This window comes from Arthrobacter sp. 2MCAF14, from assembly GCF_052115645.1.
Taxonomy (GTDB): domain Bacteria; phylum Actinomycetota; class Actinomycetes; order Actinomycetales; family Micrococcaceae; genus Arthrobacter.
Genome location: NZ_JBFRHB010000035.1, coordinates 13,804 through 34,046 on the forward strand (window position 1 = coordinate 13,804; position 20,243 = coordinate 34,046).

Consider the following 20,243-nt stretch of genomic DNA (forward strand, 5'->3'; position numbering starts at 1 on the left):
GTCAGTCAAGGCGCCGTCACCGAACGGGAAGGATCAGACGTGGAGAGCAGCGGCAAGTTATCGATCATGGGGGAGTCGGAGCTGCCTGCGAGGCAGGCTGACGAGTCCTATGCCGAGTATGCGTACCGGGTGCTGTGTGATGAGCTCATCGTTCTTGATATCAAGCCTGGCGAGCCCTTGAATGATGATCAGATCTCCCGTCGGCTTGGTGTCGGAAGAACGCCTATCCGGGAAGCCATGAAGAGACTGGAGAGCGACCACCTGGTGGTGGCCTATCCGCGCAGGGGAACGTTTGCCGCGGGCGTGGATATTACGGACCTTGCCGAAATCTCCGAGATTCGTCAGCTTTTGGAGCCCGCGGCATCGGCACGTGCCGCCCGAATGGCTTCGGACCGGACGCGGCAGGAGCTAAGGGAGCTTGCACGGGAAGTTCGGCAGCTTTTGGCTGGCGACCTGGGACAGCGGGACCTCATGCGCCTGGACATGAGAGTACACCGAAGCATCTACCGGGCGACCGGCAGCCGGCACCTGGAGGATGTCCTGGTACGTTGCGATAATCTGGCGACCCGTATCTGGAGTCTTGTGCTGGAGAAGCTCCCGCCGGTTTCCGAGCACATTGCCCAGCACGTGGAGCTGCTTGAACGCATTGCGGACGGCGAGGCCGAAGCGGCAGCAGGGCTGACCGCCAGGCACGTGACCGACTTCGAGAACCTGATCCGGGCGGTCCTTTAGCAAAATTGAACGTCCCGCATGCCCGGCACCGTCGCCCTCGGAGCCGGGCATGGTTTTGCCCTTATGTCAGCCGACAGTTCCAGGGATCAAAGAGCGCGACTGTTCCCGGGCGGCCTCGGCGGTGTGCAGGAGCAGCAGGGATGTAGTGACCGTCCCGACGCCACCGGGAACGGGCGTCAGTGCTGCGGCGACGCCAAGCACGCTGGCTTCGTCAACGTCCCCCACGAGGGACCCGTCGGGAAGGACGTTCGTGCCGACGTCGATCACTACCGACCGGGAGGAAACATGGGCGCCGGTTAGCAGGCCGGTCCGCCCGGCCGCGACGACGATGATGTCGGCAGTCTGTGTATACCTCTCGAGCGGACCCGACTTTGAATGGCAGACGGTGATGGCGGCGTCGCGTTCCAGCAGGAGCAGTGAAAGCGGTTTGCCCACGACGGCGGAACGGCCGACGACGACGACGTTCCGGCCCGCCACCGGGACGTCGTGGTGGTCGAGGATCTCGACGACGGCCCGCGCGGTAGCAGGCGCGAAGGCGGGTTGCCCCACGGCCAGCCGGCCGAGGCTGAGCGGGTTCGCGCCGTCGATGTCCTTCTCCGGTGCGATGTGGCTGACCAGGGTATCGGTCCTGACCCCGGAGGGGAGGGGCGTCTGCAGGATGATTCCGTTGACGGAGGGTTCCGCGCTGAGGTGTTTCAGGACACTGGCCAGGACCTGCTCCGTAGCGTCATGGCCGAGATCGAGGACCCGGCAGCCGATTCCCGCGCGTTCGGCCGCACGTTCAATGGAGCGGACGTACCAATGCGTGGACTCGTCCTCGGTTGCCACGACCACCGCGAGGACCGGGCGCACTCCCTCGTTTTCGAGGTTCCGTGCCTCATCCCGGGCTCTCTTTTGGATGAGTTCGGCCAGCGGCTTTCCGGAAAGCAGGGTGGCGCTCAACCGAGGATCCTTTCGCGCACGCGCTTCGCGAGCAAGTCCGCCGCGAGGACAACCCTTTCTTCGATCCCGTCGGTCTGCGCGGCAAGCCGCGCACGGGTATCGCCGTCATTGATGGCCACAATGTTGATGTCGATGTTGACCCGCGCCGTGGTGGCGGCCGCGCGGGCGGCGTCCGCGGCGGCTGCGACGTCGCTGATCACGTTGGAGTTCGCGGCGTCGAACAGTTCCGTGGCCAGATCGACGACGGCTCCTGAGACCTTGATCAGCTGTGCCGGGGTCTGTGCAGCGTGAATGAGGGCATCCTGGATGGCCGCCGACCGCGCTCCGTTGAGGGCCTCGGTCCCGGTGGGGAGCTTGTAGGAGTCGATGACTCCCTGGAATGCGTGTTCGTCGGCGTCCGCAAGTCGCAGGGCTTCGTCCACAAGTTCGTCGGCGGCCGCGATGATCCTTGAGACCAGTGCGGCGTGTTGCTCGTATTTGGCGCCCGTGGTGTACCTGGCGACCATCGCAACGAGAGCGGCACCTTGGGCGGCGTGAAGCGCAGCGGCTGCGCCCCCGCCGGGGGTGGGCTCACGTGAAGCAAGCCTGGTGAGGTAATTGTTGATTGTTTCTGAACTGATCATGGGTCTTCCTGGGCTGTGTCTTCCGAGGCTGGGCTTGGAGAGCTGGGGCGGTAGAAGAGTCGAGGGGAAAGACAGCGGCCCGGACTCTGGTTGCGAGGATGAGTCCGGGCCGCATGCCTTTGGATGGCCCGCGGTGCTAGCCGCGGAGCCTGGTCATCGTCGGGTCGTACAGCGGATCGGCCGTGACCGTGGCCTGGATGCGCCGTCCGAAGTACTCGATCTCGACGGAGTCACCGAGGGAGACGCCCGCCGGGAGGTACGCATAGGCGATCGGCTTGGCAACGGTGTAGCCGTAGGCGGCGCTGGTCACGTAGCCGACTGCCTGGTCCTTGTAGAAGACCGGTTCCTTGCCCAGGACGATGCTGCGTCCGTCGTCGACGGTCAGGCAGCGCAAGCGGCGGGCGGAGTTTTCCTCGGTGCGGCCTTCCAAAGCGGCTTTTCCGACGAAGTTGTCCTTGGCCATCTTCACAGCGAATCCGAGGCCTGCTGCGAGGGGGTCGTGCTCTGTGGTCATGTCGGTGCCCCAGGAGCGGTAGCCCTTTTCAAGCCGAAGCGAGCTGAAAGCGGCCCGGCCGGCCGCGATGACACCGAAGGGCTGCCCCGCTTTCCACAGCGCGTCCCAAAGGCGCTGGCCGTTATCCGCGCTGGTGTAAAGCTCCCAGCCGAGCTCCCCGACGTAGGACAGGCGCATGGCGGTGACGTTGACTCCGCCGATGACGACATTCTTGGCCCGGAAGTAGCGCAGGCCGTCGTTGGAGAAATCGTCGCTGCTGACCGTGCTGATGAGGTCCCGGGCGAGGGGGCCCCAGAGACCAATGCAGCAGGTGCCGCCCGTCGTGTCACGCACCTGGACCCAGTCGCTCGCGGAGCCGCTTTCGGTCTGGTGGCGCGCGGCCCGGTCAAAGTAGGCGGTGTCGATGTTTCCGTTGGCCCCGAGCTGGAACCTGTCTTCGCTGAGGCGGGCCACCGTGATGTCGCTTCGAATGCCGCCGGCGTGGTCCAGCAGGAGCGTGTAGGTCACTGCGCCTGGCTTCTTATCCAGGTCCGCGGTGGTCAGATCCTGGAGCAGTTTCAGTGCTCCGGGGCCGGAAACCTCGAGGCGCTTGAGCGGAGTCATGTCGTACATTGCCACCGCGGTGCGCGTCTTCCATGCTTCGGCTGCGGCGATGGGCGAGCTGAACATCCCGGACCAGGCATCACGGGCCGGGGGCTGCCATTCAGCTGGCATTTCCTTCAGCAGTTCGGCGTTGGCTTCGAACCAGTAGGGGCGTTCCCAGCCGCCGGCCTCCAGGAAGTACCCTCCCAGCTGCTTGTGGCGGGCATGGAAAGGGCTGACGCGGAGGTTGCGGGGGGAGAGCTTGGGCTGGAGCGGGTGCAGGACGTCGTAGATTTCCACGAAATTCTGCTGGGACGTTTCGCTGACGTATTCGGGGGCGAGCTGGACTTCCTCGAAGCGGTGGATGTCGCATTCGCCCAGGTCGATCTGGGACTTGCCCGTGGTCAGCAGTTCCGCGACGGCGCGGGCAACGCCGGCCGAGTGGGTGACCCACACGGCTTCCGCGACGAAGAAGCCATCGAGCTCCTTGGATTCGCCCACCAGAGGGCCGCCGTCGGGGGTGAAGGAGAAGATGCCGTTGAAGCCGTCTTCGATGTCGCTTTCCGCCAGGGCCGGAAGCAATTGCTTGGTCGCCTCCCAGGCCGGGAGGAAGTCCTTCAGGGTGAAGTCCAGGCGGGAAGGCATGTTGTGTTCACTGATGCTGTCCGGTGCGTAGCTGCCGAGTTCCTCGACGTCCACCGGCATGGGGCGGTGGGCGTAGGAGCCGATGCCGTAGCGGTCGCCGTGCTCGCGGTAGTAGAGGTCCTGGTCCTGGTGGCGCAGGATCGGCAGGGAAGCGCCGTTGGGTAGTTCGTTGCGGCCCTCCTGTGCCGGCACCGGAGTTGTCTTGACGTATTGGTGCGCCAAGGGCAGGAGGGGAACGGACATACCGATCATTTCGCCGATCTTGGCACCCCAGAAGCCGGCGCAAGAGACCACGATGTCCGCAGGGATGACGCCCTCGGAGGTGCGGACTCCGGTGACGCGGCGGCCGGACTGCTCGATCCCGGTCACAGTCGTGGAGCCACGGTACTCCACCCCGGCTGCCTCTGTGCGCTTGATGAGCAATTGGACTGCGCGGGCGGCGAGGGCCAGCCCGTCGCTGGGGACGTGGAGACCTCCCAGGATGTCTTCCTCATTGATGAGCGGGTAGAGTTCCTTGCACTCTTCGCGGGAAAGGATCTTGCCTTCGATTCCCCAGGATGCAGCGTAGCCGAGCTTGCGTTTGAGGTCGGCGAGGCGGGTCTCGGTGGTGGCGACTTCCAGGCCGCCCACCTGGTTGAAGCAGCTGACGCCGTCCTCGGTCAGGGACAGGAGTTTTTCGACCGTGTATTTGGCGAATGTTGCCATGGTCTTGGAGGCGTTGGTCTGGAAGACCAGCCCCGGGGCGTGGGACGTGGAGCCCCCGGGCATGTTCAACGGTCCCTGGTCCAGGACGGTGATGTTGTTCCAGCCGCGGGCGACCAGTTCATCGGCCAGGTTGGTGCCGACGATCCCAGCTCCGATGATGACTATGCGTGGCGTCGATGCCATGTGGTTTCTCCTGCTTTTTCTCGTGTGTGGGCTGCTTGTTGTTTGGCGGCGGTCAGCGGAAGACTACGGTGCTGGTTTGGTTCAGCAGCACGCGGTGCTCGCAATGCCAGCGCACGGCGCGGGACAGCGCGAGCGCTTCGGCGTCCTGCCCGACCGTGGAAAGTGCAGTCGGCCCGTAGCTGTGCTCTACACGGATGACTTCCTGTTCGATGATCGGTCCCTCATCAAGGTCCGCCGTGACATAGTGTGCCGTGGCGCCCACCAGTTTTACGCCGCGGTCGTAGGCCTGGTGGTAAGGACGGGCACCTTTGAAGCCTGGCAGGAATGAGTGGTGGATGTTGATCGCTCGGCCCTCCAGGGCGCGGCTCAGTTCGTCGGACAGAACCTGCATATACCGGGCAAGAACCACCAAATCGATGTTGTACTCGTCAACCAGTTCGAGCAGGCGCCGCTCCGCGTCCGCCTTGGTGTCCGGGGTCACCGGAATGTGTATGAAGGGAAGCCCGGCAGCCTCGGCCATGGCCCGGTGGGTTTCGTGATTGGAAACTACCAGAACCAGGTCCCCGCCCAGGCTGCCCCCGCGCCAGCGGAAAATCAGGTCGTTCAGGCAGTGCCCGAACTTGGACACCATGACCAAGACGCGCTGCTTGGTCTGGTCATGGAAGCTGAACTTCATGTCGAAACGCTCAGCGATCGCCCGGAACTCTTTTTCGAGCGCTTCCGGTGAGTACTCCGGGGATCCGGAAAACGCTGTGCGCAGGTGCAGTGTCTGGCGGAGTCCGTCGTCGAACTGCTGGTGCTCTTCAATGTTGAAACCACGTTCGAACAGGAAGGTGGTGACCGCCTGTACGATGCCGGCGCGTTCAATACACGACAGGGTGAGCACGAACTTCCGGGAACGGTCGTCTTCAGAGGCACTCGCCTGCGGAAGTGTGCTATGTGTTGGAGTCGTCTCCACGAGCGTCATGTCTCCTCCTCAAGATATATTTACAAGTTCGTTACTGATATATCAGACTGGGAACTAGCCTATACTGGAGTTCGAGTGAGGTCAATAGTCCGCTTGGCTGGACGCGAAAGGTTGATACCGTGGTATTTGAAGCGCTGGAAGTGGTGGATGCCGCCGGTCCGAGGTCCCTGGCTGAAGTGGCCTACGAGCGGATACGCGACAGGCTCCTGACGCTGGACATCAAGCCGGGCGACTTGTTGAACGACGATGCGCTGGCGAGGGACCTTGGCATAGGGCGCACTCCCGTGAGGGAGGCGTTGAAGCGCCTTGAATTGGACCGCTTGGTCATCAGCTATCCGCGAAGGGGAACCTTCGCCACCCGTGTTGAGGTGACCGATCTGGCGTTTATTTCGGAGATTCGCGCCCAGCTCGAGCCCTTGGCGGCTGCGCGGGCCGCGCGGGTTGCGACGCCGGCAGCCAGGGAGCACTTGCGCTCCGTGATGCGTGCAGTGGAGTCATTCGAGGTCAACGGCGCCTCCGTGGTGGAGACGCTCCGACTTGATGCCCGCGTGCACCAGGGGATCTATGCGGCAGCGGCAAATCCCCACCTGGAGGATGTGCTGATCCGCTACGACAACCTGGCGACCCGGATCTGGTGCATGGTCCTCGATCGCCTGCCTGATCTTTCCCGCCACGTTCATGAGCACCTTGATCTTCTTGGCGCGGTGATCGACGGCGACGAGGCCAGGGCTGCGGAACTGGCTCGAATTCACGTCGACGGCTTCGAAAAGGCCGTCCGTTCAGCGCTGTTTGCTGCGTAAAGAAGACCGCCCTCCTCCCGTTTCCAAGAAGCGATCGTGGTGGGAACGCTATTGATCCGGACGCAGTTTGGCTCGCTCCACGAGATCGGTTATCCATGGCCGTTGCCCGCGATGGAGCACCAAGCCCTCCGGTATGCCCTGAACGGAGGCTGCTGAACCGGATATGTCGATGGTGATCCGGCCGGAGCCCATAGGCGCGTTCGTGATGTGCAGTTCGCCATAAGAATCCGGCAGTACAGGGTCGAGCCACAGCCCCCCTTGGGAAATGTGGGCGTCGTAGCGCATCAGGCTGGTCACCAGCAGGATCGGTGTGGTGGCGGCCCAGGCCTGTGGCGAACAGGCCGTGGGGTAGGGCACGGGTTCGGCAAACTGATCGCGGCTGAAGCCGCAAAACAGCTCTGGCAATCGACCGCCCGAGTATTCGGCCGCTTCCAGCAGGGCAGTGGCTATCCGCTGTGCCTCTTCCACAAACCCATACCGAAGCAGCCCTGCCACAATGAGCGCGTTGTCGTGGGGCCAGACCGACCCGTTGTGATAGCTGGCAGGGTTATACGCCCGCATGTCGCTGGCGAGGGTCCGTACGCCCCATCCGCTGAACATCTCCAGGGACATCAGACGCTCGACCATTTGTGGCGCCTTGTCCTCATCCACAAGGCCGAACCAGAGGCAGTGGGCCATATTGGAAGCGCAGGCATCCACCGGCCGCTTATCGCGGTCCAGCGCGACGGCGTAGTACCCCTTGTCCGGGAGCCAGAACTGTTCGTTGAACCGCCGCTTCAGCGTCGCAGCCCGGTCTCGAAGCTCGGCTGCCAAGGCGAGGTCGCCGGCGTCGTACGCCATCCAGGAGCGCGCTACGTATGCGCCGTGGACGTAGGCCTGGACCTCGCATAGGGCGATCGGCGGTTCCGCCAGGGTTCCATCGGCGAAGTTGATGCCGTCCCAGGAATCCTTCCATCCCTGATTGACCAACCCATGATCGTTGAGGCGCTCATACTCGACAAATCCGTCCCCGTCCCGGTCCCCGTAATCGCGGATCCACTCCAAGGCGCGGTCCGCGTTGGGCAACAGGGCGGCGATGGTCTCTTTGGCAAAACCCCAGCGACTGACGGACCCCAGCACGACCACGAACAGCGGAGTTGCGTCGACGCTTCCGTAGTAGGCGGATTTGCCGCCCAGCGCCAGCCCGGTGGAGACATCGAGCCTCACCTCGTGGAGGATCTTGCCGGGCTCCTCTTCGCTCATCACGTCCACGACGCTGCCTTGGCGGTCAGCCAGCGTCTTCAGGGTGCCCAGTGCCAGGGAAGGATCCACAGGAAGCGACATTTCCGAAGCCCACAGCGAATCGCGACCGAACAGGGTCATGAACCAGGGCGCTCCGGCGGCGACGACCACCCGTTCCGGATGCCCAGGGTCCTCGATTCTCAGCGCTCCCAAGTCGTCGTAGCTTCGCCGCAGGGTCCGCTGGATGGAGCGGTTGCCCATCTGCAGTGCCGGAATTTTCGCCACCCACTCTTGACGGCGCCGGTCACTCGGAGACATTTCGCCAGGCGCCGGATGAACAAATGGCGCGTCGGGACGTGCACCGTTGTCCGTGGGCACAACATTCAATCGAGTACTCCAACGCCCATAGGGCGGGACTACTATCTCAAATGTCAGCCCTTCAGTTGTGGCCTTGGCCCCATCCGCCTTGACGACGACGCCCTTCCGGACGTCGTGCCACTTGGCTTGGATTTCCAGCGAGTCGCCGTCCTGTTCGCGCGTCTCCGCCCAGCGCCGCTGGATTCGTGCCTCTTTCACTTCAAACAAGTCGGCGAAGTCCGCTTCAATGGCCAGCACAATCTTGCACTCAGCGGGCTTCGCCGAGTAGTTGCGGATGGTGATCCGCTCCCGGATCCCTGCGCCGACCTCACGCAGCCGCTCTACGATCAGCGGACTGTCCGCATACCCATCCGAGAGCTGCAGGCGACCAGCGAATATGGCCCGATACGGTTCCTTCGTCTCAGCAGCCAAGGGTTCGAGGGGCTGGCCGTTGATGGTCAGATTCCAGCGGGACAGGATGCGAGTATCCAAGTGAAAGACCCCATGTGGGAGTTCGGGATGGATGTCTCCATTGGCCGATGAAATGCAGAAGGACGATCCTTCAACCAAAGTCACTGTGCCTGACCCAAGGGGTCCAGCCGCCGTGTCAGCATTCCATCCAGCCACTGCCGGCTCCTTCATACGAATGCACTCCTGGGCCGCGCGGGGCGCGGGCTGCCTTTCGCTGCTACCGCGTGGGTTTAACCGACGGTACGCCCGTCCTGGACCTCACGCCAGAGGGTGGGGGTGACTCGTAAAGAAGAACCTTTGTCCCCCTCGGGACTATTCGTATATCTTAATTCATGGTTTGATATATTAGTCCTGAATTTGATCTGAATTCGCCGGAGAATCGATCGTCAACTCAACGAGGAGTGGAACAGTATGCAGCAACTCGCGCACCGGCTCGAACGTCTGGGCACCGAAACCGCCTTCAGCGTCGCCCAGGCCGCGGCCGCCTGGAAAGCCAAGGGGAACCGTGTGTTCCCCTTCCATCTTGGTGACATCAACATCCCCACAGCCGGGAACATCGTGGAAGCAATGAACCGGGCAATCGCGGACGGCTACACGGGCTACTGCCCCGGCCCCGGCATCCCGCAGCTGCGTGAAGCACTGGCCGATGACATCGGCTCGCGTCGTGGCATCGACTTTTCCCCGGACAACGTCGTCGTGATGACGGGAGGCAAACCCGTCATCACGAAATTCCTGCAGGCGGTCATGAACCCCGGCCAGGAAGTGCTCTACCCGAACCCCGGCTTCCCGATCTATGAATCCCAGATCGAGTACCTTGGCGGTACGGCCGTGGCTTACCGCTATTTGCCTACGAGCGAGGGCTTCTCGATCGATCTCGACCAGGTGCGCGCGTCAATCACCCCGAACACCGTCGCCATCATCTACAACGACCTGCAGAACCCCATCTCGGCCGAGTCGACGGCGGCCGAGCGCGAGGCCATCGCACGCCTCGCGATAGAAAACGACCTCTGGGTGCTCTCCGACGAGGCCTACTTCGAGACCCGATACGAGGGGGTCTCCAGCTCGATCGCATCGCTTCCCGGCATGGCCGAGCGCACCGTCATCCTCTACACGTTCAGCAAGAAGTTCGCCATGACCGGCTCACGCCTCGGCTGCGCCGTTGCCCCGCTCGAGATCGCCAAGGTGCTCAGTACCCTCAACACCAATGATGAGTCCTGCACGACGCACTATGTGCAGTGGGCCGGAATCGAAGCGCTCCGTGGTCCCCAGGAGCCTGTGCAGCAGATGCTCGACGTGCTGCGCGAGCGCCGGGATGCCGCATGCGAGCTCGTGAATGACATCCCCGGCATGCATGTCGCCGTGCCGCAATCGACGTTCTACCTGTTCCCCGACGTCACCGAGGCGATGCAGCGTCTGGGCTACACGGCAGTCGGAGACTTCGCCAGCGATGCCCTGTACAAGACCGGCGTCTCCTTTTGCACGCGTGAGCACTTCGGCCGGCGGCTGCCCGGTGAGGAGCGGCAGTACATCCGACTCGCCTACTCGGGCATCGAGGTGCCAGATATCAGCGAGGGCCTCGGCCGCCTGCGCGAGTGGATCGAGACGGCATGAGCCGGGTCGTCGTCACGGGACGTATACCCGACGCCGCGATCGAGAAGCTTCGCGCCGAGCACGAGGTCGATGCGTGGACGGGTCCGGAGTCGATCGGTCGCGAGGAGCTCCTGCGCCGGGTAGCCGGGGCCGATGCCGTGGTGAGCCTGCTCACCGAACGCATCGACGCCGAGCTGCTCGACGCCGCCGGCCTGCAGCTCAAGGTCGTCGCGAACGTCGCCGTGGGCTATGACAACATTGACGTGCCAGCGTGCAGCGAACGAGGCGTTGTCGCCACCAACACCCCGGGCGTGCTCACCGAAGCGACTGCCGACATCGCCATGGGCCTCATCCTCATGGCAACCCGCCGGCTCGGCGAGGGCGAACGGCTCATCCGCTCCGGCCAGGCCTGGAAGTGGGGCATGTTCTTCCTGCTCGGGTCCGGCCTGCAAGGGAAGACCCTCGGCGTCGTCGGCATGGGCGGCATCGGGCAGGCGACCGCGCGCCGGGCCAGGGCCTTCGGCATGGACGTCGTCTACCAGTCGCGCAGTGAGCTCGATCCCGGGATCTCCGCCGAGCTGGGCGCCCGGCGGGTCGACCTCGACGAGTTGCTGACAGTGTCGGACGTCGTCTCGCTGCACTGCCCCTACAGGCCCGCCACGCATCATCTGATCGGCGCCGAACAACTCGCGGCGATGAAGAGCTCGGCGTACCTCGTCAACACCGCGCGCGGACCGATCGTCGACGAGGCGGCCCTCGCGTCTGCGCTTCGCGAGTGCGTCATCGCCGGTGCCGGGCTGGACGTCTTCGAGCGTGAGCCCCAGGTCCATCCCGAATTGCTGGACCTGGAGAACGTGGTGCTAGTGCCGCATCTGGGCTCCGCCACAGTCGAGACGCGCACCGCGATGGCGATGCTGGCCGCCGACAACGCCCTCGCCGTGCTCAGCGGCGAACAACCGCCCGCACCGATCAATTAGAGGCAATGTGTACTAAAACGCCAACCGAGTTTCACTTTCATTTTCGTCTGACGGAGGTCGAGTCCGCCTGAAGCTAAGCGATCGACGTCCACTGCGCGGCGGAATCGAGTCGCCGCTCAGCGTCGTCTCGTTGAGGAGTGAATGGGGAACGTGGCAGTCGCCGTTGGATTTTCAAAATCGGTCAGGAGGGGTGTTGACAGTGTCAACACCTTTGGCTTCGGACTGGGTCGTGCATCGGGCGTGCAACGGGTTCTTCACACGGCAAAGCCGGGTGCCTGGGTTGAGCGGGCACCCGGCTTTGCCGGGTTTGATGGGCTCGGATTAGGTGTTGAGGACGTCCCGGACTGCGGTTGCCAGTTCGACGGAATTTGCCTGGTCGGAGTGGATACAGATGGTGTCCGCCCTGACGGTGACGGTTTCACCCGTCACCGAAGCTATCGTTCCCTCCTCCAGGTATCGGTGGGTGCGTTGAACGGCTTGTGCGATCCCGGATTCATGGCTTGAGCGGTTGACGATCACGGTGCCGTCGGCGTTGTAGTCAAGGTCGACATCGCCTGCAGCAAATTTACGACGACGTCATGGCGGCTTACGAACAGAGCTCTCGAATCCTCTTACTGACGACCTGGAAAACCCATCTTGATTCCTTCAGGTCCCGGTTCGAGGCGGATGGTCTGAAGCCGCTGGTCTTCACCGGGGCAATGAAGGCGAAGGAACGACAAGCCGCCGTCGACCTTCTTTCCAACTCCGATGACTCAGAGCCGCTGCTGGTGTTGGGAACCGGCTTATACATTGGCGAAGGTTGCTTCACTGAACAAGCGGGCGCCGGGGTACGTCTCGCTCGGGTTCCCTGATCCGCGGAAACTGCCAAGCACGTGACGTCGTCATCCCCGCGGAAACAGTCTTCGGTGATTTTGCTACGGCATCAGCCACCAAATGGTCCCTGTGACGACCACGGAACGGAAAGCGACGTAGACGTACTTGACGTACCTGATGTACGTACGGATGATTGCTAGATGAGCACCCCCACACAGGACACGGCCGGCGGACACGTCTACGGGTTCACGCAAGCGCGGGATTCGTTGAAGACGATCCTGGATTTGAGCGAGCGGGGAGGGCTGTCCACGATACGGCGGCCCGACCGGGCCACGGCCGCCGTCGTCAATGGAGAGAGTTTGCGCCGGTATCTGGAATTGACGGTCGTCGCCAATGTCCAGGTCGTGAATGAGGACGAAGCATGGGCTGTCTTCATGCCAGGGCAGCCCTTTGCCGCTGAGGCCACGGAACTGGGTGAAGCCTTGACGGACTTCGTCGATGCTTTGCGGGACTACGCGGAGGATTGGGAGGACCATCTGCACGCGGCGCCCAATCACCGCGAGAACTGGGCCTTGGTTCAGCTCATTGACCTGTCCACCGATCAGCAATTGACCGCCTGGCTCACCGGCTCGGTGGCATGAGCGTCCGACGCGTGGGCGGACGGGACGACCATGAGAAGTTCTGCCTAACCGAGCGCTGGGAGCTGATGACGAATGCCCGCGGGAAACCGGTGCGCCATCACGCGACCTACCGGTTGAGTCTGCAAGATGGGCGGATCTTGCGGACCCGGATTTCCCGCCCGGTGGATCCCACCACGTATTCGAGTTCGATCTGGAACCATGTTCTCCAAGACCAGCTAGAGGTCGGTGAGGATGAGTTTTGGGCATGCGTTGATGACGGAGTATTGCCTGCCCGCGGAATAGCAGCCCCGCCCTCTTCGGCTATTCCCCTGGCACTGGTCTGGCAACTCACCCGCACCGTTGGAATGGACGAGCGAGATGTTGCCCGCATGACGAAAGAGCAGGCCGTTCAGGCGATCAACGATTACTGGATGTCGCAAGGGGCCGGACAGGACGACTGAGACGTTTCCCCGGTTTCTCGGACAGGACGCATTTGCCATAGCGGACATTCGTCTCCGTGAAAAAGTGGCGTGTGCACACTGATGCACACTCATGCCGCCGGACTGGGCCTTAGATCGGTCGACCTTGGCGCGGAAGTTACTTGGAAAGCTACTCCCGGTCGTAGCGGGGAGCTGTGCGTGTCCGTTTGTCCTGCCAAAGGGGGTGTGGACAGTGTCCAAACTTATGTCAGCTTTGTAGATGTGCCTATGGCGGTCCGCCCCGAGTCTTCGACGTATGTGCCGTGAATGCACGCCCGGGCCAGGGGTTCCTGCGACAGCCCCCAAGCCGCCTCGGACACGTCACTGCCACAAGGGCTGCCAAAACAGGTAGCCGGTACTCAAGCGCCGGCCCGGCTCAGCGGCCTACGATCGGCACGAGGGCGATTCCCTGGAAGATGCTCTCGGCGGTAGCTGCGCCACTGCCCGGCAAAGGTGACACCGGGCATTGGCGCGTTACCTTGGCCCCGGTCCATCATCCGCGGACTGCTTGCCGGGAAGCAGCAGCGCGCAATTTTCTTACAAACCTGGAGCGGCGTGAACACCGAACAACAGCCGGATACAGGGTCCGACCCGTCATAGCGTCCGGCCGGGCCGTGACTTCCTGCTCCACCAGGGGGTCCGCAAGGGTTTAGACGTTGCTGTTGAGGATGTAGTCCACCGCGGCTGGTCCTGTCATGCGCAGGCCTTGGAAGACTCCCTTCTTGCCCTTCCCGGTCTTTTCCGTGCGAAGGCCCGCGAGGCGCAGGGCGGTGCGGAAGGCATGGTCGGGGAGGGGGACTTTGCGGTTCAGGGAGCACCAGCTGACGTATAGCCCGTAGCAGGCATCGGCGTCGAGTCCTGAATCGTGCGTGTCATCTTTGATGATGCAGTCCTGGAGGAACTGGCTGATCTGTGGAGGGGTCATGGTGTACTCCGGGGAACGGTCTTCATGGTTGGGTTCCGTAGATGAATTCCTTGGCGTGCGCGACGGCCTTTCGGAAGGCGTCGTTGCGCAGGCTGGCTTGCTCGGTGTTCCTGGGGTCGGTTTCGAGGTAGTTCGTGTAACCGGGCCGCAGGATCCAGATGTCACCGGCCGGGGGCAGGTAGAACACCCCGAACGAGCGGTGCTGGGGGTCCTCGGTCCAGATGGGCACCACTGCGACCGCGGCTCCGGTGTCAGGGTTGATCCATTGGGCCCGGGGCATGGGTTGTTCGTGGATCTCGGGGTCCAGGAACGGCGCTGTTCCTTTGCCCCACCGCTTTTCGAAACGTTCGTAGAACGCGGGCATCAATTGGTTGTCGTATGGGCGCCAGGCACTCATGGGGGCTCCTTGGACTTGTGTGGTTTCCGGCTCTCAACGCCTGATCTGCAGGATCAGCGTGTAGCCGGTTGGCGGATATGACCGTTGCCGGACCGGCATTCCCGCGGATCGTCCGGCGGGCGGCTCCCAGATGACCGGTCCGATCAGCAGCGACGTCGCCGGAAGCGACCTTGGGATCCGAACGGAGGCGGCGCCAGGGCGCTGCGGCTTAGCGTTCGCGGGCCGGCCGGGTGTCGGGGTGCAGGCCGCGCATCAGCGTGCGGTAGGCGCGGGTCACCTCGCGCGCCGTGGCGGTGGGGGCGATATGCAGGATGTCGTAAAGGTCGGGGCCGTTGTTCCTCATCGTTGGCGGTGGTGTGTGTTTTAGATGGGTGTTCACGTGCGGGGACGGGGATGGTCCCCGGTCCGTTCGGCCGGGGACCATCGTTGCGGGAGTCATCCTCGGGGCCTCATCATCCTTGTGCTGGTTGTGCCGTGGCGTGGTCTGTGAACTCGACCGCCCTCTTTACATGGTGGGCCGCTGTGGTGCTCCCGGTCCGGGAGGCTGCGCCGCTGGTCAGGCGTTGATCTCCTGGCGCTGTTTTCCGGTGGTTTCGATTTCGATGCGGCGCGGTTTTGCTTTCTCCGCGACCGGGATGTGCAGGGTCAGGACTCCGGCGTCGTAGCTTGCCTTGACACCGTTGGTGTCCAGCGCGTCGCCGAGGATGAGCTGGCGGCTGAAGACGCCGCGGGGGCGTTCGGAGGCGATCAGTTCCGTGTCCTCGCCGACGGGGTCCGGGCGTTCGGCCTTGACGGTCAGGACGTTGCGTTCGACGTCGATGTCCACCGAGTCGACGGTGACTCCGGGGAGGTCGAAGGCGACCACGAAGTCCTCGCCTTCCCGCCAGGCGTCCATCGGCATGGCCGCCGGCCGGGCTGTGGTGCCGAGCACCTGTTCGGCCAACCGGTCGAATTCACGGAAGGTGTCCGTTCGCATCAGCATGGTGTGTCACTCCTTGCAGATCGCAGCTTTTTTGTTGTCAACCCAGCCGATCTATGGTGGCTGGTATATATTTCTTATAGCACTGTATATGGGTCAGGGCAAGCCTGATTTTCGAAGGATTTTGGAGGTGCCCGATGGGCCAGGCCGAGGACCGGGGGAGGGGCGTGTACGCGATTTCCGTTGCGGCCGAGCTCGTGGGGACCGGGCAGCAGAACCTGCGCCTCTACGAACGCAAGGGCCTGCTGGAACCGGGCAGGACCCTGGGCGGGACCCGCCAGTACAGCGAGAACGACCTTGTGACATTGCGGCGGATCGGCGAGCTTCTGGAATTGGGCTTGAACCTTGCCGGCATCCGGATGGTCCTGATTTTGGAGGCCGACAACCGGCGCCTCGAGGCGGAACTCAGGTCCGCAAACGGCCCTTGAGGACCTCCGCGAGCTGGGCCGTCTTGTTTTTGAGCCCTTCCTGACCCAGGAGGAGCAGACCCTTGTCATCCGGGAATTCAAGAACGCCGTCAATGGCGAAATCCCGATCATCGCCGGCATCACGGGGGAGGGCAACATGGTTGCCGCCCTGGAAGCCAAGCGCGCGGTCGGGGCCGGCGCATCTGCCGGTCTGGTCTACCCTTCCGACGGCTGGCTGCACTTCGGGTACCAGAAGCGCGCCCCGCAGACCCGCTACAAGGAAATCTACGAAACGTCCGGGCTGCCGCTCATTCTCTTCCAGTACCCGGACGCCACGAAGGCCACCTACGACCTGGAAACCCAGCTGGAGATCGCCGGCCAGGAAGGGGTGTTCGCCACCAAGAACGGCGTGCGGAACATGAAGCGCTGGGACACCGAAATCCCCGTTCTTCGCGCAACTTACCCGGAGCTGCAGATCCTGACCTGCCATGACGAGTACCTGCTGCACACCATGTTCGACGTCGATGGCGCACTGGTTGGCTACGGCGGGCTCGCCCCTGAGCCGCTCGTGGAACTGATCGCAGCCGGCAAGGAAAAGGACTACGCCGCGGCGCGCGCCATTCACGACCGCCTCCTGCCGGTTACCAAGAACGTCTACCACCGTGGGTCCCACATGGAAGGCACCGTCGCCCTCAAGGAAGGCCTCGTCGCCCGAGGCATCCTGGAGCACGCCACGGTCCGGCCGCCGCTGCTTCCCTTGGCCGAAGGCGCCGGCAACGAAATCGCACGGGCCCTGGAGTCCGCCAACCTGGGCAGCGTCACCGTTCCCGCCTGATCTCGCCGATCCCAAGGATGGCGGGCCAAGCGCCCGCCATCCTTCCCCCCAAGTTTCACTCTCTCCAATCTTGGTCAACGACGACCCCCCAGCACCGCTGCTGGAGAAGGAGGACTCCCGCATGGCGAGCTGAACAAGACCGCCCCCGCCTTCAAGGACCACCCGGCGCCGGCGGCCTCCGCAGCAGGTGCCGCACCCTCGGGCGGCACCTCCACGTTCTACACCCGCAGGGAAATCCGGTTCATCCTGGCCTTCGCCCTGCTGGGAACCCTGTTCGACGGCGCCGAGCTGAACCTGATCGGTTTCCCGCTCGCGCACATCTCCGACAGCCTGCACGTCTCCACCATCGCCCTGATCACGGTCGCCACGGTGCAAGGCTTCGCCTCCATCCTGGGCGGATTCGTCTTCGGCACCCTCGGGGACACCCTCGGTCGGGCTTTCGTTCTCGATGTTCACCGAATGCTGGCAGACCAAGAAACGCGGAACCATGGGCGGCAGCATCCAGTCCATGTACTTCGTCGGCGAAATCCTCACCGCAGGCCTCATCTACCTGTTCGTGTCCACCCTAGGCCACGACCTGGGCTGGCGGGCCGGTTACATCGCGATCGGCCTGATCAGCCTCGTGATCGGGGCGGCGTCACTGAAGCTGTTGCCCGAATCCAAGCAATGGCTCAGTTACCAGGAACACCGCAGGAACGGCACCCTCCCGCCGGAACTGCGCCGCTCCAAAGTCCCCGTGATCGACATCTTCCGCCCCCGCTTCGCCTACGGGACCATCCTGTTCATGATCCTTTCAACGGCGATGTTCCTGACCACCAACTCGGTGGGCGCCTACCTGTCCCCCTATCTGCTCAAGACCCAGCAACTGCCCCTGGACACCGCGAGCCTGATCGTGCTTCTCGGCTACGTCTCCACGATCATCACCTACTCGACCACCGGCTTCATCTCCGACCGCATCCGCCGCAAGTACGCATTCACGGCAGCCTGCCTCTTCGGAACAGTCGGCTTCGTCTGGTTCCTGTCCCTGCTCACCTCGGGACAAGCGCACATCACCGGCGCGTTCTGGACAGCCCCCGCGTTGTGGGCACTCATGATGTGCGCCGGCGGCGCCGGAGGATTCGGCGTCCTCGGTGTCTGGATGTCCGAATTCTTCCCCACCCGCATCCGCTCCACCGGTTCCAGCGCCAGCTACTACTTAGGACGTGGCCTTGGCGCCGGAGTCTTCCCCCGTCTTCGCACCCACCCTCGCCGGCACCGTCCCGTTCGCCTCGCGCTTGGAATCATCGGCCCCGTGGCAGGTGTGCTCTTCTCCGTCCTCACGCCGGACCGCACCGGACGCATCATCGCCGACCTCGAATAGCGGCAGTTCGCGAGGAGATAAGCGACGGGGTAGCGCCGAACGGAGTTTTGGATCGGGACCGGCGCAAAGGGCCCTGGTTGCGCGGAGAACCCGCCCAGCGACGATGGAGCATCAGAACCACGAATAGCCAAGCCCCTTCCGGTCTTTCATGATCGCTCGGGAAGGATGAGGCATGACGTGACGCGTGAGGTCAGGTTCTTACCGCACGGGTGGCCTCCGCGCCTCGGTAAGTTTCCGAGCCGCGCTCTGCCAGTCGACCACGTTGGGGACGAGGGTATCGGTGTGAACCAACGAAGGCGCGGGCCGGGCTAACCGCTTGGCTCTGATTGGCCTTCTGCTGCGGGCATCGATTGCCTTGACGGCGCCGGGTAGCCAGACAGCTCTGCCTTCTTGATCTGCTAATGATCGCCCCGATGGCCCGGCCTCAATCAGCGGAAACGCCCTGTCAACAGGCCAACGCAGGACGAGCTACGTAGTTGCGACTCACTCTGGATTCGGCTTGTTGCGCGTCTTTCGTATTTTGCGGGCGTCGGACCGGAGCTGAATGATCCGTACTGCACCGGCCGCGGCTACGAGGACGCCTCCGGCGACGGCGGCGATGAACAACGCCATGCCCAGGGGGACCGTGACCGCTAGCCCGAGGAAAAAGACGTTGACCGGCTGCTGGTTCTGCAGGATGAAGATGATCAGCAATATCAGCGCGAGCAAGCCCACGACGACTGCGGCCCAAACGACGCCGGCACGTGTGGTTCTCGGCTTTGGGGCGGCGGAAGCGCCCTGCGGCGCGCCGGCTGGCGGTGAGGTGGATCCAGAGAATGGGGGACTGCCGGGCTGCGGATCGGGTATTTCGGGTATCGCTTGGTTCGAGGTCATGACGGGCCACCCTTTTGTCGATTTGTTGACTGCTTATCAAGCATCTCCTGGCCGGGTCCAGGAGATATGTCGTGCGATTGAGTCTTTAGCCGGTCCGGGGCCGGGTCAATCCGCACCCCGGTGTGCTGCGCGCTAAGCCTCTCGCCGTCGACGATTTCTTCTTCTTCGTGTTTCTCGAGTTTCTCGCTGCGCTTGGTTCCGCGGGGTGGGAGCTGGATGGTTTCTTCGGCGTCGATTCCTGCCTGTAGTTCCCGCCCGCGTTCCATTTCGGCGTCGAACTCTGCGCCGAACAAGAGGGACATGTTCAATATCCATAACCACAGGAGCATCACGATGACGCCGCCTATTGCGCCGTAGGTCTTGTTGTAGTTGCTGAAGTTTGCCACGTAGAAGCCAAAGCCCAGCGATGCCAGGATGAATGCCAGCAAAGCGATGAAGGAGCCGATGCTCATCCAACGGAACCGCGGCTGCTTCACGTTAGGGGTGACGTAGTACAAGACCGCGATGATCAAGACCACCAACAGGACGACGACGGGCCATTTTGCGATGCTCCAGGCCGTCAGGAGGTCCCCGCCAAGGTTGACTGCCCTGCCCGCGGCGTCGGCGACGGGTCCGCTGAGCACGAGCACGCCGGCGATCAGGGCAACGAGCATCACCGCGAACACGGTGACACCGAGCATGGTTGCCCGGAGTTTGATGAATCCGCGCCCTTCGTCCACTTCGTAGACGCGGTTCATGGCCCTGCTGAAGGCTCCCACGTATCCGGACGCCGACCACAGGGCAGCGACGAGACCGACTACCAGGGCGAAACCGGCCGACGTCGAGGTGGTGAGCTCTTCAATGGGCTGGCGGATGGTGTCGATGGTGGACCCCGGGGCGATGCCTTGGAGAAGGTCCAGGAGAGCGGAGGTGCTCTTTCCTGCCTGCCCGAAAATACCGAGAAGTGAGACGAGCGCAAGCAACGCAGGGAAAAGGGAAAGCACCGCGTAGTAGGTCAGCCCCGCGGCGGCGTCCGGGCACTGGTCCTTGCCGAACTCTCGGAAAGTCCTCTTGGTTATGTAGGTCCAGGTTGGCTTGGCGATCTCGGTGGGCCTGTCCGGTTTTCTGGCATCATCGGCATCCGGGGCTGTTGCTGCCTTGGCCTTGCTGCTTTCGGCGGGGCTGTTCGTTGTCATGGATGTCCCTCATTCCAAAGCGGGCTGGAGGCGTACTGTCCTTGATGCCGCATTGGCCGGACAGCACGCCT

At 63.3% G+C, this 20,243-nt stretch carries 21 protein-coding genes and 1 pseudogene; 10 read left to right on the forward strand and 12 right to left on the reverse strand.

All coding sequences use genetic code 11. The features are described from left to right. The first annotated feature begins 66 nt into the window (after positions 1-66). Positions 67-732, forward strand: a complete 666-nt coding sequence (locus AB4074_RS19880; RefSeq protein WP_441414964.1) for a GntR family transcriptional regulator — start codon at positions 67-69, stop codon at positions 730-732. Positions 733-798: 66 nt separating this feature from the next. Here AB4074_RS19880 and AB4074_RS19885 read toward each other — a convergent pair whose 3' ends face one another. The 4 genes from AB4074_RS19885 to purU all read right to left on the reverse strand — a co-directional run bounded on the left by AB4074_RS19885 (position 799) and on the right by purU (position 5,893). Further along, positions 799-1,674: a bifunctional 5,10-methylenetetrahydrofolate dehydrogenase/5,10-methenyltetrahydrofolate cyclohydrolase gene (locus AB4074_RS19885; protein ID WP_441414931.1), complete on the reverse strand. Its 876-nt coding sequence runs from the start codon at positions 1,672-1,674 to the stop codon at positions 799-801. After that, positions 1,671-2,297, reverse strand: a complete 627-nt coding sequence (locus AB4074_RS19890) for a cyclodeaminase/cyclohydrolase family protein (protein WP_441414932.1) — start codon at positions 2,295-2,297, stop codon at positions 1,671-1,673. The genes AB4074_RS19885 and AB4074_RS19890 overlap by 4 nt, the downstream gene beginning before the upstream one ends. A gap of 136 nt (positions 2,298-2,433) precedes the next feature. Beyond that, positions 2,434-4,926: a GcvT family protein gene (locus tag AB4074_RS19895; RefSeq protein WP_441414933.1), complete on the reverse strand. Its 2,493-nt coding sequence runs from the start codon at positions 4,924-4,926 to the stop codon at positions 2,434-2,436. A 52-nt stretch (positions 4,927-4,978) separates the two neighbouring features. Further along, a complete protein-coding gene (purU, locus tag AB4074_RS19900; RefSeq protein WP_441414934.1) occupies positions 4,979-5,893 on the reverse strand; it encodes a formyltetrahydrofolate deformylase in 915 nt (304 codons plus the stop codon). 119 nt (positions 5,894-6,012) lie between these two features. Between purU and AB4074_RS19905 the strand changes: the two genes are divergently transcribed. After that, a complete protein-coding gene (locus tag AB4074_RS19905; protein WP_441414935.1) occupies positions 6,013-6,693 on the forward strand; it encodes a GntR family transcriptional regulator in 681 nt (226 codons plus the stop codon). A 48-nt stretch (positions 6,694-6,741) separates the two neighbouring features. Here AB4074_RS19905 and AB4074_RS19910 read toward each other — a convergent pair whose 3' ends face one another. Next, a complete protein-coding gene (locus AB4074_RS19910; RefSeq protein WP_441414936.1) occupies positions 6,742-8,898 on the reverse strand; it encodes an amylo-alpha-1,6-glucosidase in 2,157 nt (718 codons plus the stop codon). 255 nt (positions 8,899-9,153) lie between these two features. On the opposite strand from AB4074_RS19910, the gene AB4074_RS19915 reads away from it, so the two are divergent. Both AB4074_RS19915 and AB4074_RS19920 read left to right on the forward strand, forming a co-directional pair. Then, positions 9,154-10,353 (forward strand): pyridoxal phosphate-dependent aminotransferase, encoded by a 1,200-nt coding sequence (locus tag AB4074_RS19915; protein ID WP_441414937.1) that lies wholly within the window; start codon positions 9,154-9,156, stop codon positions 10,351-10,353. Beyond that, the gene (locus tag AB4074_RS19920; RefSeq protein WP_441414938.1) at positions 10,350-11,309 is read left to right on the forward strand and encodes a 2-hydroxyacid dehydrogenase; all 960 of its coding nucleotides are present in this window, start codon (positions 10,350-10,352) and stop codon (positions 11,307-11,309) included. The genes AB4074_RS19915 and AB4074_RS19920 overlap by 4 nt, the downstream gene beginning before the upstream one ends. 321 nt (positions 11,310-11,630) lie before the next feature. On the opposite strand, the gene AB4074_RS19925 is transcribed toward AB4074_RS19920, so the two are convergent. Continuing rightward, positions 11,631-11,828, reverse strand: coding sequence for a LamB/YcsF family protein (locus tag AB4074_RS19925; protein WP_441414939.1), 198 nt, complete (start codon positions 11,826-11,828; stop codon positions 11,631-11,633). A gap of 59 nt (positions 11,829-11,887) precedes the next feature. Here AB4074_RS19925 and AB4074_RS19930 point away from each other — a divergent pair, with 59 nt between their 5' ends. From AB4074_RS19930 to AB4074_RS19940, 3 genes are all read left to right on the forward strand, one after another. Then, the gene (locus tag AB4074_RS19930) at positions 11,888-12,160 is read left to right on the forward strand and encodes a hypothetical protein (RefSeq protein ID WP_441414940.1); all 273 of its coding nucleotides are present in this window, start codon (positions 11,888-11,890) and stop codon (positions 12,158-12,160) included. Between the two features lie 162 nt (positions 12,161-12,322). Beyond that, positions 12,323-12,763, forward strand: a complete 441-nt coding sequence (locus AB4074_RS19935; RefSeq protein WP_441414941.1) for a hypothetical protein — start codon at positions 12,323-12,325, stop codon at positions 12,761-12,763. An 11-nt stretch (positions 12,764-12,774) separates the two neighbouring features. Continuing rightward, positions 12,775-13,203 (forward strand): cytotoxic translational repressor of toxin-antitoxin stability system, encoded by a 429-nt coding sequence (locus AB4074_RS19940; protein ID WP_441414942.1) that lies wholly within the window; start codon positions 12,775-12,777, stop codon positions 13,201-13,203. 667 nt (positions 13,204-13,870) lie between these two features. Here the strand turns inward: AB4074_RS19940 and AB4074_RS19945 are convergent. The 4 genes from AB4074_RS19945 to AB4074_RS19960 form a co-directional block, all read right to left on the reverse strand. Further along, positions 13,871-14,146 (reverse strand): hypothetical protein, encoded by a 276-nt coding sequence (locus AB4074_RS19945; protein ID WP_441414943.1) that lies wholly within the window; start codon positions 14,144-14,146, stop codon positions 13,871-13,873. A gap of 22 nt (positions 14,147-14,168) precedes the next feature. Continuing rightward, the gene (locus AB4074_RS19950; RefSeq protein WP_441414944.1) at positions 14,169-14,543 is read right to left on the reverse strand and encodes a hypothetical protein; all 375 of its coding nucleotides are present in this window, start codon (positions 14,541-14,543) and stop codon (positions 14,169-14,171) included. 208 nt (positions 14,544-14,751) lie between these two features. Beyond that, positions 14,752-14,982, reverse strand: coding sequence for a J domain-containing protein (locus AB4074_RS19955; RefSeq protein WP_441414945.1), 231 nt, complete (start codon positions 14,980-14,982; stop codon positions 14,752-14,754). 117 nt (positions 14,983-15,099) lie between these two features. Beyond that, the gene (locus tag AB4074_RS19960) at positions 15,100-15,525 is read right to left on the reverse strand and encodes an Hsp20/alpha crystallin family protein (RefSeq protein WP_441414946.1); all 426 of its coding nucleotides are present in this window, start codon (positions 15,523-15,525) and stop codon (positions 15,100-15,102) included. Positions 15,526-15,659: 134 nt separating this feature from the next. On the opposite strand from AB4074_RS19960, the gene AB4074_RS19965 reads away from it, so the two are divergent. The 3 genes and pseudogenes from AB4074_RS19965 to AB4074_RS19975 all read left to right on the forward strand — a co-directional run bounded on the left by AB4074_RS19965 (position 15,660) and on the right by AB4074_RS19975 (position 18,124). Beyond that, the gene (locus AB4074_RS19965; RefSeq protein WP_441414947.1) at positions 15,660-15,950 is read left to right on the forward strand and encodes a MerR family transcriptional regulator; all 291 of its coding nucleotides are present in this window, start codon (positions 15,660-15,662) and stop codon (positions 15,948-15,950) included. A 34-nt stretch (positions 15,951-15,984) separates the two neighbouring features. Further along, a pseudogene (locus AB4074_RS19970) lies at positions 15,985-16,764 on the forward strand (dihydrodipicolinate synthase family protein); the annotation flags it as partial. A gap of 448 nt (positions 16,765-17,212) precedes the next feature. Next, positions 17,213-18,124: an MFS transporter gene (locus tag AB4074_RS19975; RefSeq protein WP_441414948.1), complete on the forward strand. Its 912-nt coding sequence runs from the start codon at positions 17,213-17,215 to the stop codon at positions 18,122-18,124. A gap of 483 nt (positions 18,125-18,607) precedes the next feature. On the opposite strand, the gene AB4074_RS19980 is transcribed toward AB4074_RS19975, so the two are convergent. Beyond that, on the reverse strand, positions 18,608-18,997 hold the full coding sequence (locus AB4074_RS19980) for a LapA family protein (RefSeq protein WP_441414949.1): 390 nt from the start codon (positions 18,995-18,997) through the stop codon (positions 18,608-18,610). After that, positions 18,994-20,172, reverse strand: coding sequence for a YihY/virulence factor BrkB family protein (locus tag AB4074_RS19985; RefSeq protein ID WP_441414950.1), 1,179 nt, complete (start codon positions 20,170-20,172; stop codon positions 18,994-18,996). The genes AB4074_RS19980 and AB4074_RS19985 overlap by 4 nt, the downstream gene beginning before the upstream one ends. Positions 20,173-20,243 lie beyond the last annotated feature (71 nt).

Coding starts and splice junctions, on each gene's coding strand:
- AB4074_RS19880 (WP_441414964.1), top strand. CDS start 67: ATGGGGGAGTCGGAGCTGCCTGCGAGGCAGGCTGACGAGTCCTATGCC.
- AB4074_RS19890 (WP_441414932.1), bottom strand. CDS start 2,297: ATGATCAGTTCAGAAACAATCAACAATTACCTCACCAGGCTTGCTTCA.
- AB4074_RS19895 (WP_441414933.1), bottom strand. CDS start 4,926: ATGGCATCGACGCCACGCATAGTCATCATCGGAGCTGGGATCGTCGGC.
- purU (WP_441414934.1), bottom strand. CDS start 5,893: ATGACGCTCGTGGAGACGACTCCAACACATAGCACACTTCCGCAGGCG.
- AB4074_RS19915 (WP_441414937.1), top strand. CDS start 9,154: ATGCAGCAACTCGCGCACCGGCTCGAACGTCTGGGCACCGAAACCGCC.
- AB4074_RS19920 (WP_441414938.1), top strand. CDS start 10,350: ATGAGCCGGGTCGTCGTCACGGGACGTATACCCGACGCCGCGATCGAG.
- AB4074_RS19930 (WP_441414940.1), top strand. CDS start 11,888: ATGGCGGCTTACGAACAGAGCTCTCGAATCCTCTTACTGACGACCTGG.
- AB4074_RS19935 (WP_441414941.1), top strand. CDS start 12,323: ATGAGCACCCCCACACAGGACACGGCCGGCGGACACGTCTACGGGTTC.
- AB4074_RS19945 (WP_441414943.1), bottom strand. CDS start 14,146: ATGACCCCTCCACAGATCAGCCAGTTCCTCCAGGACTGCATCATCAAA.
- AB4074_RS19950 (WP_441414944.1), bottom strand. CDS start 14,543: ATGAGTGCCTGGCGCCCATACGACAACCAATTGATGCCCGCGTTCTAC.
- AB4074_RS19955 (WP_441414945.1), bottom strand. CDS start 14,982: ATGACTCCCGCAACGATGGTCCCCGGCCGAACGGACCGGGGACCATCC.
- AB4074_RS19960 (WP_441414946.1), bottom strand. CDS start 15,525: ATGCTGATGCGAACGGACACCTTCCGTGAATTCGACCGGTTGGCCGAA.
- AB4074_RS19965 (WP_441414947.1), top strand. CDS start 15,660: ATGGGCCAGGCCGAGGACCGGGGGAGGGGCGTGTACGCGATTTCCGTT.
- AB4074_RS19975 (WP_441414948.1), top strand. CDS start 17,213: ATGTTCACCGAATGCTGGCAGACCAAGAAACGCGGAACCATGGGCGGC.
- AB4074_RS19980 (WP_441414949.1), bottom strand. CDS start 18,997: ATGACCTCGAACCAAGCGATACCCGAAATACCCGATCCGCAGCCCGGC.
- AB4074_RS19985 (WP_441414950.1), bottom strand. CDS start 20,172: ATGACAACGAACAGCCCCGCCGAAAGCAGCAAGGCCAAGGCAGCAACA.